This window comes from Promicromonospora thailandica, assembly GCF_024171955.1.
In the GTDB taxonomy this organism is placed as follows: domain Bacteria; phylum Actinomycetota; class Actinomycetes; order Actinomycetales; family Cellulomonadaceae; genus Promicromonospora; species Promicromonospora thailandica.
This window is the reverse complement of the sequence record NZ_JAMTCS010000002.1, coordinates 465257-477875: the sequence shown is the minus strand read 5'-3', so window position 1 is coordinate 477875 and position 12619 is coordinate 465257. Positions and strand designations below refer to the sequence as shown.

Here is a 12619-nt window from a genome sequence, read left to right as displayed (position 1 = left end):
CTTGTGCCGGGCCCCGCCCGGCGTCGCTGCCCGGCACCACGAGGCGCCCGGCGTGAAGTCTGTGCAGACCGGCCGTCAGACCCAGTCGAAGCCGCCGCGCCGCCACTCGTAGACGAACGGCACGGTGATCAGCGCCAGGAAGGCCAGCATCGCCACCAGGCCGAACGTCGCGAGCGTCGTGAAGTCCACGGCCCACGGGTAGAGAAAGACGACCTCGATGTCGAAGACGATGAACGTCATCGCCACCAGGTAGTACTTGATCGGCAGCCGCCCACCGCCCACGGCGTGCGGCGTCGGCTCGATGCCGCACTCGTACGAGTCGAGCTTGGCGCGGTTGTACCGCTTGGGGCCGATGATCGCGCTGGCGGCGACACCGCCCAGCGCGAGGACGGCCCCGATCGCCATGAGGATCAGGATCGGTACGTAGGGGTTCATGCTGTGCCCTTCATGAATGTGCCCTGGGGAACGTGGTGCTCATGCGCTCGGGACCACCCGGGTCAGGCCCGCGATGACCCGGTCGACCCAGTCACCGCCGTGCGGCTCGTAGCAGTCGGACAGGAGCTTGAGCGTGAACTGCATGACGACCTTGCGCGGCAGGCCGTACCGCACGCAGACGCGCATGATCTCCGGGTGCTCGATGAGCCGCACGAACCAGCGGCCCAGCGTGTAGTACCCGCCGAGGTCGGCCCGCATGCGGTCGCCGTAGGTCGCGAGCGTGGCCTCCCGGGCCGCGTCCGTGCGCTGGTGCCGGGCCTGGCTGATCGCCTCGGCGGCCACCCGCCCGGCCTGCAGGCCGTAGGCGATGCCCTCGCCGTTGAACGGGCTCACCATGCCGGCGGAGTCGCCGGCCAGGAGCACGCCGTCCGCGTACAGCGGGCCCCGGTTGAAGCCCATCGGCAGCGCCGCGCCGCGGATCGGCCCGCGCTCCGGCTCGTGCACCAGGTCCCAGCCCTCCGGCGCGCTCTTCTCCAGCCACGTCTCCATGAGGCGCCGGTAGTCGATGCCCGCCTTCGACTGGCGCGCGGGCGTCGAGGCCACGCTGCCCAGGCCCACGTTCACCGTGCCGTCGCCGAGCGGGAAGATCCAGCCGTAGCCCGGCAGCAGGTCGCTCCTGCCCGGCTCGCCGTCCCACAGCTCCAGGTGCGACTCCATGAACGGGTCGTCGTGGCGCGGGGTGCGGTAGTACGCGCGGACGGCGGTGCCCATGGGGCGGTCGTCGCGGCGCTCGCGGCCGATCCCGAGCGCGAAGCGGGAGCTGACGCCGTCGGCCGCCACGACGACGGGGGCGCGCAGCTCTTTGACCGCGCCCTCGGCGCGGCCGCGGGCGTCGAGCGGCTGGGCGGTCACGCCGGCCACGCGGCCGTCGTCGTCCCGGAGGGGGCCGGTGACCTTGGTGCGCTCCAGGAGCTTGGCGCCCGCGGCCTGCGCGTGCTGCGCCAGCGTGTGGTCCAGCGACATGCGCGCGCGGGCCATGCCGTAGCCGGGGTAGGTGGTGAGGGTGGGCCAGTCCAGCTCGTACGAGCGGCCGCCGCCGTGGACGCGCAGGCCGCGGTTGCGGATCCAGCCGTCCTCCTCGCGGGTCGGCACGCCCATCCGGACCAGCTCGGCCACGGCGCGCGGCGTCAGGCCGTCTCCGCAGATCTTGTCCCGGGGGAACTCGCCCTTCTCCAGGAGCAGCACGTCGAGGCCCGCGGCCGCGCACCAGTGCGCGGTGGACGAGCCGGCCGGCCCGGCGCCCACCACGATGACATCCGCGTCGTCGCGTCGCTCTCTTCGCACGTTCACCCCCGTTGGGAACCCGCTGCCGTGGTCGTTGCTGACCTCGTTGCGCGGGGTTCGACAGGGCTTGATGACAAGCCCTTGTGAACCCTGTCACAACACCGACACCCTAGCCACACTTAGGGGGGATTGTGTAGGAAGGTTCCCCTTACTTGGGGCGGGGGCGGAGCGGGGGTCAGGACCCGCGGACCGCGCGGTGCAGCGCCACGACGCCGCCGGTGACGTTGCGGTAGGCCGCGTGCTCCCAGCCCGCCTCCAGCATGAGCCTCGCGAGCTCGACCTGGGTGTGCCACCCGCGGATGGACTCCGCGAGGTAGTCGTACGAGCCCTTGTCGCGCGTGACGGCGCTCGCCACCACGGGCAGCGCCCGCATGAGGTACTCCTGGTACACCGTGCGGAACGGGGCCCACGTGGGCGTGGAGAACTCGCAGATCACCACGCGCCCGCCCGGGCGCACCACGCGCCGCATCTCGCGCAGCGCCGCCACGGTGTCCACGACGTTGCGCAGGCCGAAGCTGATCGTGACCGCGTCGAAGGACTCGTCGGCGAACGGCAGCCGGGTGGCGTCGCCCGCGACGAACGGGAGGTCGGGCCGGCGCTTCTTGCCCACCTGCAGCATGCCGATCGAGAAGTCCGACGGGACCACGAACGCGCCGTCCGCCGCGAAGGGCTCGCTGCTGGTGCCCGTGCCCGCCGCCAGGTCGAGCACCCGCTCGCCCGGCATCGCCGCGACCGCCTCGACCGTGAGCCGGCGCCAGCGCCGGTCCTGGCCCAGCGAGATGAGGTCGTTGGTCAGGTCGTAGCGGGCGGCGATCCCGTCGAACATCGACGCGACCTCGGCCGGCTTCTTCTCCAGGCTTGCGCGGGACATGCCGTCATCGTGCCACGTCCGGGGACGGGCGGGACCCGGACCGTGCCGCTGTGACCTCCGCTACGGGCCGTCCCCGCGCCTCCCGCGGGTGCTTATCCTGAGGCCGATGACCGTTTCACCTGCCGGCGGCGCGCCCGGTGCGCCCACCGCCGCCTACGAGTCCTGGCCGGCGCAGGAGCCGCTCCCGTCCGACGACGCCCCCCGTGGCGCCCCGGACGGCCCGCAGCTCGTGGTCCGCACGGTCGCGATCGACGACCTGCCCGAGGGCCGGACCGCGCTCGTCGACCGGCTGCCCGACGGCAACGCCCTGACCTGGGTGCGCCACGGCGACGGGCTCGCGGGCTGGGGCGAGGCCCTGCGCTTCGAGACCTTCGGCCCGGGGCGCTTCGCCGACGCCGACGACAAGTGGCGCCAGGTGCTCGACAAGGCCCTCGTGCACGACGACGTGCGCCTGCCCGGCAGCGGCCTGGTCGCGTTCGGCAGCTTCGCGTTCGACGACGTCTCGCCCGGTGACGAGGAGGAGGACCCCGCGCGGGCCAGCGGGGTACTGATCGTGCCGCGCGTCGTCGTCGGACGGCGGGGCGAGCACGCGTGGCTCACCACCGTCTCCCTGGTGGGCGACCGGTCCGCGCCCGTGGGCGAGGACCTGCTGTCCGCCTACCCGCACCGGCCGGTCACCGGGCCGGGGCGCGTGGTCCTGGCCGACGGCGCCGTGGGGGCCGCCGACTGGCCCGGCGTGGTCGCCGAGGGGATCGCGCGCATCCAGGCGGGCGAGCTGGAGAAGGTGGTGCTCGCGCGCGACGTCGTGGCCTCGACCGAGCACCCCGTCGACGCCCGCCACCTGCTGGGCCGCCTGGCGGCCGCGTACGACGCGTGCTGGACGTTCAGCGTCGACGGCATGGTGGGTGCGACCCCGGAGCTGCTGGTGCGCAGCGAGAAGGGCCTCGTGGCGTCGCGCGTGCTGGCCGGCACGATCCGGCGCGAGCACGGCGGCGACACCCCGGACGCGCAGGGCGACGACGCCGACCTGCTGCGGGCCGCCCAGCTCGCCCGGTCGTCGAAGGACCTGGAGGAGCACGAGTTCGCCGTGCGGTCCGTGGCCGCCGCGCTGGAGCCGTTCTGCTCGTCCATGAACGTGCCGGAGGCGCCGTTCGTGCTGCACCTGCCGAACGTCATGCACCTGGCCACCGACGTCACGGGCGTGCTCACCGACCAGGGCGCGACGTCCGGGCGGCGTCCGCCGTCGTCGCTCTCGCTCGCCGCGGCGCTGCACCCGAGTGCCGCCGTCTGCGGCACGCCCACCCAGGCCGCCCGCGGCCTGATCCGCGAGATCGAGGGCCTGGACCGGGCCCGCTACGCGGGGCCCGTGGGCTGGGTGGGGGCCGACGGCGACGGCGAGTGGGGCATCGCCCTGCGCTCGGCCGAGATCTCGGCGAAGAACCCGCGGCACATCCGGCTGTTCGCGGGCTGCGGCATCGTGGCGGCCTCGGACCCCGCGGCAGAGCTCGCGGAGTCCGAGGCCAAGCTGGAGCCCATGCGCTACGCCCTCGCCACCCGCTGAGTGCGGGATGTTCGCCCTTTTCCGTGTGCCAGAAGGGCGAACATCCCGCACTCAGCGATGTCAGCCGATCGGGTTGGTCGGGTCGCCCCAGACCTGCTCGCGGAACGTGTCCCACACCTGGACGTCCGACGTCGCACCGAGGAAGCCCATCCGCGCGTCGGTGGCCGTGAGCAGCAGCTCGATGAGCGACGCGCCCTCGAGCACCTTGGTCGCGACCTCCAGCAGGTCCTGGCCGTCGGGCAGGTTCGCATGGATCGACGACACGTACATGTGCGCGTCGCCCTCCAGCGAGACGAAGCTCGCCCGCGTGTCCGTGCCCGCCACCGTGCCGTGGTCGTAGGCGTACGACTTGAGCCAGAACCCGTCGACGACGACCTTGTCGGCCGAGATCTTGATCGCGTCCCTGCGGCCGCCACCGTCACCCTTGACCGGCACGTTCGCCAGGCCGATGCCGTTGATGCCGGTGAGCGGGATCGTCAGGTCGCGGCTCTCCAGGTCCGCCGGGAGCGAGAAGACGTTGCCGTCCTCCGTGGCGCCGCACTGGCCCGGCAGGTCCACGTTGAGGTCGAACTTTCCGCCGAAGCTCACCTTCACGCAGGTGCCGAGCTCGGTCTGCAGCGCCTCCTCGATGGTCTCCTGCGGGTCGATCTCGCCGCACGGGTCGGACGGCGCGGCGTCGGCCGCCTCGGGCGGCACCTGACCGTCCTGCGTCGGCTCGGCGCAGTCCGCCGGGTCGTCGCCCGCGGGCTCGTCTCCGTCAGCCTTGCCGGCGCCCGCGCTGTCGTCCGCGCCGGGCGTGCCGGTGCCGTCGCCCGTCGCGCCGCCGCCCGCGTCGCCGCCTGCCGGGTCGGTGGTCCCGGCGCCGTCGCCCGGGTCCTCGGTGCCGCCGGTACCCGGCTCCTCCGTCTCACCCGTGCCCGGCTCCGCGGTCTCGCCCGCCGACGGCGACGCCGACGGTTCCGGGTCCCCCTCGTCGTCGCAGACGTTGAAGACCACGCACCAGAACGAGTCGTCCGACGACGTGGTGGCGTCCGACGTGCTCGACGCCGACGCGGGCAGGCTCATGCCGCCCAGCGCCATGGCGCTCGCCACCACGACCGCCGCCGACTTCTGGGACAGCTTCCGCAGCGCCCCGCTGAGGGACTCCGGGTCGGGAGCGGGTCGCTCGCCGTCGGTGGCGTCGCCGCTCGGGTGGACGCTCGAGGCGTCGTCGGCGGGCGCCGTGCTGTCGGGCGCCGTGCTGTCGCCGGTCGTCGCGCCGTCGTCCGCGCCGTCGTCCGCCCCGTCGTCCGCACCGGGCGCAGCGGTCGGGGACGCGCCGTCCGCTGCCCTGTCTGCTGCGCCGTCTGCTGCGCCGTCTGCTGCGCCGTCTGCTGCGCCGTCCGCGGGCCCGCCGGCCGTGTCGTCAGCGGGGTCGCCGGCTGTCCCATCGGCCGCGTCGCCCGTCGCCTCGCCGCTCTCCGGGGCCGGGGTCGGCGCCCAGGACACGACGATCACGCCGCCGACGACGCCCAGCAGGAACCCGATCACCCAGCCGCCGAGGTTCACGCCCGCGATCGAGTAGACCGAGATGGCGAGCGCGATGACGCCGTAGAAGATCCGGTGCACGGGCTGCGCGATCGAGAGGATCCCGAGCAGCACGAGCGCCAGCGGCAGGATCGTCGCCTGCGCGCCCTCCACGCCGAACTGCAGCACGATGTTCATGCCGAGCTGGTCCAGCTTGATCGGGCCGGACACGAGCATCTCCAGGCCAGCGAGCGCTACCAGCACACCCCCGACGAACGGCCGCTGCCTGCGCCAGGGACGGAAGTCCCTGCGCCAGCCGGCGAGCCGAGCACGCAGTCCGGGGCGGCCGGCGGGCGCCTGGCCGTCACCCGGACTCAGAAGCACTCGGTGCCGTCCGTGATCTTGAGGCTGAGGTCCGTCAGCTGGAAGACGGCGGCCTGCGTGCTCCAGGACACCTGCTCCAGGTTGGAGATGTCGACGGTGTCGGAGTCCATCGCGAAGTCGCCGGCGTCGCCCTTCTTGGCCGTGTTCACGGTCGAGGCGTCCACGCCGATGCGGATGTTCTTGAAGACGGCGGTGCCCGACAGGTCGTTCATGCCGATCTGCAGGTCGGTGGCCTTGGCGGGCTCCTTGCCGGTCCCGGCGGAGATCAGCAGGCCGACCTTGCCGAGCGGCGTGTCCTGCACGACCGACTGGCACAGGTTGTAGAGCTGCGCGTCCTTGATGTTCGCGATGGCGGCCGGGTGCTGCGTGCCGTCCGACGCCGTGGCCACGCCCGCGTACTGCGAGAAGCCGGTGCCGGCGAGCTGGTCCGCGCCGATCTTGAACTCGCTGCCGGAGATGGCGAACGAGACGGGCACCGCGCCCTGCGCGACCCCGCCGAGCAGGACGCTGGCGGCGATCGTGACCGGGATGACTGCGAGCGCCACGCGACCCTTGCGCGACCTCGTGAGCGTGCTGAGCTTCATTGGTGTTCCCCTCATGCCAATGTGAGCGACCGCGTCGTCGCCCCGGGCGACGTTAGCGCGATTACTGAGTCACCGTCAATTGTGGCCGCGACGGCGGCCGAAAGCATGCCCGATATGCTCGACACATGGCAACAGCCCGACGTACGCGCCTGCGCCCAGAGGAACGTCGCAACCAGCTCGTGGCCCTCGGGGTCGCCACCCTCGCGGACCGCCCCCTGGCCGAGGTCACCGTCGAGGAGATCGCCGCCGAAGCGGGCGTCTCGACGGGTCTCGTCTACTACTACTTCGGCTCCAAGAACGGCCTGCACCACGAGATCGTGCGCCGTGCCCGGGACTCGATGCTGCACGCCTCCGAGCCGCACCCCGAGATGCCGCCGCGGGAGCGGCTGGTCAGCACGCTGACCCGGCTGGTCGCGTACGTGCGCGAGCACGGGCCCACGTTCTACTCGCTCGTGCGCGGGGCCGCCAGCGGTGACGAGGAGGTGCGCGCCGTCATCGAGGACGCCCGGCGGGAGCAGACCGAGCGCGCGCTCGCCGTGCTGCTCGAGCTCGGCGTGCCCGACACCGAGCTGCTGCGCATCGCCGTGCGCTCCTGGGTGGCCCTCGCCGAGCAGGCGCTGGTGGACGGCGGCATCAACTCCGACCTCGCCGCCGAGGAGCTCGTCGGCTACCTGGAGCGCAGCCTCGGCGGTGTCGTCACCGCCGTCGTCCCGGGTGCCGCGGAGGCCCTCGCCGGGGCGCCCTCGCTGCGCTGACCGGCGTCGCCGGCCGGCGCGGCCCGACCGTTCAGAGCGGCTTGACCATGAGGAGGCAGGGGTCGCCGGCCCACAGGTCGGCGAACTCCTCCACCGGGTGGAATCCGCACGCCGCGTAGAAGGCGCGGGTCTGGTCGAAGCCCGGGTCGGCCGCCGAGGGGCCCAGGGTCTTGACGCTCAGCACGCGCACCCCCTGGGCCCGCAGGTCGTCCTCGACGCGGCCCAGGAGGGTGCGGCCGATCCCGGTGCGGTGGTGCTTGCGGCGCACGGCGAGCAGGTGCACCTCGGCCGACGTCGGGTAGCGCTGGTCGAGCAGCAGCACGCCGAGCACGTCCGCCGCGGGCACTGACCCGCCGTCGGCGCCGACGTCGTCCGAACCCGGCTCGGGCGGGGCCACGGCCACGTAGTTGGGGAACCGGGCGGCCGCGTCCACGTACTCGTGCGTGAACCGGTCGATGCCGAACCATTCGGGTAGCTCCTCGAGGATGTCGTGCGCTGCATCCGACCTGCCGAGGGTCCTGACCACGGTGTACGTCCCAGACACGCGGACCAACTTAGACCGGCCGCGCACGATTCACCCGGCGAACGCGAATACGCGCCGGGCCGGATTCTGTGGTCCGGCCCGGCGCGTGTCCGGGCGGCCGGCGGTACGGCCGGCGGGTGCGCTCAGCGCTGGTTGTCGAAGAAGTCCTGCAGCCAGTCCGGGATGTTGTTCGGGCTGCTCTGGTCGGAGCCGCCCTGCTGCTCCTGCTGACCCTGCTGCTGGTCCTGGGAGCCCTGCCCCTGCTGCGTGTCCGACTCCTCGCGGACGGCGAGCGTCACGGTGACCTCCTGGGTGCGGCCGTCCCGCACCACGGTCAGCACCGACTTGTCGCCGGCTGCCTTCTCCCGCACGAACGCGGTCAGCGACGCCGAACCGTTCACGGGGTCGCCGTCGATCGCCACGATCACGTCGCCCTGCTGGATGCCGGCCTCCCCCGCCGGCGAGTCCGCGACGACCTCCTGGACGCCCGCGCCGCGCCGGGTGACGCCGTCGGCCGTGGCCTCCGCGTCGGACAGCGTGACGCCGAGGAAGGCGTGCTCCGCCGTGCCGTCGGCCGTGAGCTGGTCGCCGATCTGCGAGGCGAGGTTGGACGGGATCGCGAAGCCGAGGCCGATCGACCCCGAGCTGTTCGACGAGCCCGACAGCGTGGCGATCGACGACGTGATGCCGATGACCTCGCCGGACGCGTTGAACAGCGGGCCGCCGGAGTTGCCGGGGTTCACCGCGGCGTCGATCTGGATCGCGTTGGTGACCACCTGGTCGGACCCGTCCTCGGCGCTGGCCGTGACCGGGCGGTCCAGGGCGGACACGATGCCGGTCGTGGCGGTGTTGGCCAGGCCCAGCGGGTTGCCGAGCGCCATGACCGGCTCGCCCACGGCGACCTGGTCCGAGTCGGCGAACGTGGCGGGCTTCAGGTCGGACGGCGGGTCGGAGAGACGCACCACGGCGAGGTCGGAGGTCGGGTCGGTGCCCACGATCTCGGCGTCGTACACGCGGCCGTCGCTCAGCGTGACCTGCAGGTTCTGCGCACCGGACACCACGTGGTTGTTGGTCAGCACGTGACCGTCGGAGTCCAGCACGACGCCGGAACCCTCCGCGCCGCCCCGCTGACCCTCCACCTGGATGGACACCACGGACTCCTGGACGGCGGCGGTGACCTCGGTCCAGTTCGGGTTGTCGACCGTGGAGCTGTTGACGGGCACGCTCCGGTTGTTCGACTGGCCGACGTCCGCCAGGGAGGCCGCGTCGTCGCCGCCCGAGACCGCGATCGCGCCCGCGGTCCCGAGGCTCGCCAGCAGCGCGGCGGCCGCCGCCGCGCCGACCACCGGGACCCAGGTGCGGTTGCGCGCGGGCTTCGGCTCGTCCGACGCCGTCGCGGGCACCGCGTAGGGGTTGGTGTAGCCGGAACCGCCACCGGGCGCCGGGGCCGAGCCGACGGGGATCGACACGGGGGCGGGGGTCTGCGCCGCGGGGGCGTGCATCGCCGGCACGTGCGCCGGCGGCGCGGGGTGCCCCGACTGAGCCGGTCCCACCTGCGCGGGCTCCGTCTGTGCCGGTGCCGTCCGCTCAGGCCCCGTCTGTGCCGGTGCCGTCTGTGCCGGTGCCGTCTGTGCCGGGTGCGAGGGTCCCGGCTGCGCGGGCGCCTGATCCGTGGCAGTCGGCTGCGCCGGGGCCGCGTCCTGCCCGGGGTTCTGCGCCGGCAGGTGCTGGGTCGGCGGGGTCGCGGGCAGCTGCTGGGTCGGCTGCACGACGGGCGCCTGCTGGTCCGGCCGCGGAGTGGTGCTGTTCTCGTCGTTCATCGGTGACCCTCCTTGAAGTCACCACCAGTTGACACCCGCATCCTTGCCTCACCCTTGGACGAGTCTGTGAGTTCCCTGCAAGCCCTGAAGCGGCCCGGCGCACGCCCGATCCCGGCCGCGCGGCTCAGGCGACGTCGGAGATGCGGCGCGTCAGGGCGCGGGTCTCCGCGAAGCGGTCCACCCGCGGCACGCGCACCTCGATCACCTGCACGCCGTGGCTCGGCGCCTGCAGCGCGTGCCGGAGCGTCGGCACGTCCTTCACGAGCTGGTGGTCCACGCCGTACCCCGCGCACAGCTGCGCCAGGTTCGACCCGTGCGGCGTACCGAACACGCGCTCGAACGTGGCGCTCGCGGCGACGTCGGCCTCCGCCAGCGCGCCGTGCTCCAGCGTCGCGAAGATCGAGCCGCCGTCGTCGTTGACCACCACGATCTCCAGGTCCACGGGCGGCTCGTCGGGCCCCCGGAGCAGGCCGCCGACGTCGTGCAGGAACGTCAGGTCGCCCAGGAGGGCCCGGGTGCGCAGGCCGCGCCGGGCCGCGGCGAGCGCGACGCCCACCGAGGTAGACACCGTGCCGTCGATGCCCGCGAGACCCCGGTTGGCGAGCACGGCGGGGCCGGGGCCGTCCAGGTCGAGCACCAGCTCCAGGTCGCGCACCGGGTTGGACGAGCCCACCACCAGCAGGTCCTCCGGCCCGAGCACGGCGGCCACGGCCCGGGCGACGGACAGCGCCGTCGGGCCGCCGGCGACCGCCTCGTCGGACGTCACCTCGTCCAGGACGCGGCGGGCGCGCTCCCCGGCGGCCCGCCACCACTCCAGGAACGGGCTCGCCGGCGCGCCGGCGTCCTCGTACCAGGACTCCGCGAGACCGGGCAGCACGACGGCGGCGTTGCGGGCGGCGTCGGGCCACGGACCGGAGCCCGGCGCGACCACCGTGACCGCCACGGACCGGCGGCCGAGGAGCCGCTGCACCGGCCGGGACAGCGTGGGGCGCCCGAGCACGACCACCTGCTCGATGCCCTCGGCCACCGCGCCGGAGGCCAGCAGCGCTCGGTAGCCCGTCACTGCGTTGGGGCCGCCGGTCGCACCCGACGACGGCTCCGCGAACAGCGGCCAGCCCTGCGCCTCGGCGAGGCGACGGGCCCCCGGGCCGGCCCCGTCACCCGCCACGACGACGGTGCGGGTGGCGTCGCCCGGCAGCGCCGGGGACCCCAGGTGCTGCGCCACCGCCGGCACCACGAGCGGCGCGTCGGGCTTGGGGTAGCCCTCCTGCGCGGGCAGGCCCGGCAGCAGGGACGTGGGCGCCAGCGGGTCGCGGTACGCCAGGTTCACGTGCACCGGCCCGGGGTACCCGGACCGGAAGCCCAGGGCGGCGTCGACGGCGCGCGCGGCGACGTGGCGCAGGTCCCGGTGGTCGTCCGCCACCTCGCGCTCGCCCGGCGCCGGCACGTCCACCGCGAACCGCACGGCGGACCCGAAGATGCCCACCTGGTCGGTGGTCTGCGACGCCCCGGTGCCGCGCAGCTCGTGCGGCCGGTCGGCGGTGAGGAGCAGCAGCGGCAGTCCCGTGTGGCTCGCCTCCAGCACGGCCGGGTGCAGGTTCGCGACCGCCGTGCCCGACGTCGTGACGACGGCGACCGGCGCACCCTCCGACGCCTTCGCCAGGCCCAGCGCCAGGAACGCCGCGTCCCGCTCGTCGATGCGCACGTGCAGCGTGACCCGCGCGGACCCGGCGGCCTCCGCGGCGGCGTAGGCGAGGGGGGCGCTCCGGGAGCCGGGCGCGAGCACGATGTCCTGCACACCCCGGCTGACCAGGTCGGACACCAGGGCGCGGGCGGCGGCCACGGCGGGCGGGATGGTCATGCGTCCTCCAGGATGCGGGTGAGGCGGTGGTAGCGGGCGAGCCAGCGCTCCGTCGTCGGCCGGTCGGCGGGTGCGGCCGCGAGCGCCTCGGGTGACGGTGCGGGGCGGCGGACGGGGAGCGCGCCGTCGACGGGCAGCAGGGGCTGGTCGACGACGTCGTGCGCGAGGAGCTGCGACGTGGCGAGGCCGCACGCGTAGGGCAGCTCGGGGAGCGCCGCGGCGAGGGCGACGCCTGCGGCGAGGCCGATCGAGCTCTCCAGCGCGGACGAGACGATGACGGGCAGGCCGACCTGCTCGGCGAGGTCGAGGCACGCGCGGACGCCGCCGAGGGGCTGGACCTTGAGCACCACGATGTCGGCGGCCTCCTGGCGCACCACGCGCAGCGGGTCGGAGGCGCGGCGGATCGACTCGTCGGCGGCGACGGGCACGTCCTGCTTGCGGCGCACGAGGGCGAGCTCGTCGACGTCGGCGCAGGGCTGCTCGACGTACTCCAGCCCGCCGGCCGCGCGGTCGATCTCGGCGAGGTGGGTCAGGGCCTGGTCGGGGGTCCAGGCGGCGTTGGCGTCGACCCGGATGGCGCCGTCGGGCCCGAGCGCCTCGCGGACGGCGGCGACGCGCTCGGCCTCGGCGCCCACGGGTTCGAGGGTGCCGTCGGGGCCGCGCTGGGCGACCTTGACCTTGGCGGTGCGGCAGCCGCCGGAGGCGAGCACGATCTCGCGCGCCCGGTCGGGTCCGACGGCGGGGACGGTGACGTTCACCGGGACGCTCTGCCGCACGGGGTCGGGCCAGCCGACGGTCGCGGCCTCGAGGGCGGCGCGCAGCCAGGTCGACGACTCCTCGTCGTCGTAGTCCCAGAAGGGCGACAGCTCGCTCCAGCCGGCGTCGCCGCGCAGGAGCACGCCGTCGCGCACGTCGATCCCGCGAAAGCGGGTCCGCAGGGGTGTGGACCAGACGAGGGGTTGACCGAGGAGCACG

Annotated in this window: 11 protein-coding genes; 2 read left to right on the top strand and 9 right to left on the bottom strand. The window is 74.2% G+C overall.

Features of this window, described 5'->3' with window-relative positions:
- Positions 1-75 precede the first annotated feature (75 nt).
- The 3 genes from APR03_RS05275 to APR03_RS05265 all read right to left on the bottom strand — a co-directional run bounded on the left by APR03_RS05275 (position 76) and on the right by APR03_RS05265 (position 2650).
- A complete protein-coding gene (locus APR03_RS05275; protein ID WP_020016036.1) occupies positions 76-435 on the bottom strand; it encodes an NADH-quinone oxidoreductase subunit A in 360 nt (119 codons plus the stop codon).
- Positions 436-474: 39 nt separating this feature from the next.
- Positions 475-1779 carry a geranylgeranyl reductase family protein gene (locus tag APR03_RS05270; protein WP_253833414.1) on the bottom strand — a complete coding sequence of 435 codons (1305 nt, stop codon included), beginning with the start codon at positions 1777-1779 and terminating at the stop codon, positions 475-477.
- Between the two features lie 175 nt (positions 1780-1954).
- Positions 1955-2650 carry a demethylmenaquinone methyltransferase gene (locus APR03_RS05265; RefSeq protein ID WP_253833413.1) on the bottom strand — a complete coding sequence of 232 codons (696 nt, stop codon included), beginning with the start codon at positions 2648-2650 and terminating at the stop codon, positions 1955-1957.
- 106 nt (positions 2651-2756) lie between these two features.
- Here APR03_RS05265 and APR03_RS05260 point away from each other — a divergent pair, with 106 nt between their 5' ends.
- Complete coding sequence (locus APR03_RS05260) at positions 2757-4211, top strand: isochorismate synthase (protein WP_253833412.1); 1455 nt, start codon at positions 2757-2759, stop codon at positions 4209-4211.
- Positions 4212-4271: 60 nt separating this feature from the next.
- On the opposite strand, the gene APR03_RS05255 is transcribed toward APR03_RS05260, so the two are convergent.
- Both APR03_RS05255 and APR03_RS05250 read right to left on the bottom strand, forming a co-directional pair.
- Entirely contained in the window at positions 4272-6101 is a 1830-nt protein-coding gene (locus tag APR03_RS05255; RefSeq protein WP_253833411.1) for a DUF6114 domain-containing protein, read from the bottom strand.
- Positions 6092-6685 (bottom strand): DUF6230 family protein, encoded by a 594-nt coding sequence (locus tag APR03_RS05250; RefSeq protein WP_253833410.1) that lies wholly within the window; start codon positions 6683-6685, stop codon positions 6092-6094. Before APR03_RS05250 ends, APR03_RS05255 begins: the two co-directional genes overlap by 10 nt.
- 125 nt (positions 6686-6810) lie before the next feature.
- On the opposite strand from APR03_RS05250, the gene APR03_RS05245 reads away from it, so the two are divergent.
- Positions 6811-7440 carry a TetR/AcrR family transcriptional regulator gene (locus APR03_RS05245; RefSeq protein WP_253833409.1) on the top strand — a complete coding sequence of 210 codons (630 nt, stop codon included), beginning with the start codon at positions 6811-6813 and terminating at the stop codon, positions 7438-7440.
- Between the two features lie 31 nt (positions 7441-7471).
- Here the strand turns inward: APR03_RS05245 and APR03_RS05240 are convergent, their stop codons facing one another.
- The 4 genes from APR03_RS05240 to APR03_RS05225 form a co-directional block, all read right to left on the bottom strand.
- The gene (locus APR03_RS05240; RefSeq protein WP_253833408.1) at positions 7472-7984 is read right to left on the bottom strand and encodes a GNAT family N-acetyltransferase; all 513 of its coding nucleotides are present in this window, start codon (positions 7982-7984) and stop codon (positions 7472-7474) included.
- A 122-nt stretch (positions 7985-8106) separates the two neighbouring features.
- The gene (locus tag APR03_RS05235; protein ID WP_253833406.1) at positions 8107-9783 is read right to left on the bottom strand and encodes a trypsin-like peptidase domain-containing protein; all 1677 of its coding nucleotides are present in this window, start codon (positions 9781-9783) and stop codon (positions 8107-8109) included.
- A gap of 124 nt (positions 9784-9907) precedes the next feature.
- Positions 9908-11644: a 2-succinyl-5-enolpyruvyl-6-hydroxy-3-cyclohexene-1-carboxylic-acid synthase gene (menD, locus tag APR03_RS05230; RefSeq protein ID WP_253833404.1), complete on the bottom strand. Its 1737-nt coding sequence runs from the start codon at positions 11642-11644 to the stop codon at positions 9908-9910.
- Complete coding sequence (locus tag APR03_RS05225; RefSeq protein WP_253833402.1) at positions 11641-12618, bottom strand: o-succinylbenzoate synthase; 978 nt, start codon at positions 12616-12618, stop codon at positions 11641-11643. The genes menD and APR03_RS05225 overlap by 4 nt, the downstream gene beginning before the upstream one ends.
- Position 12619: the final 1 nt, after the last annotated feature.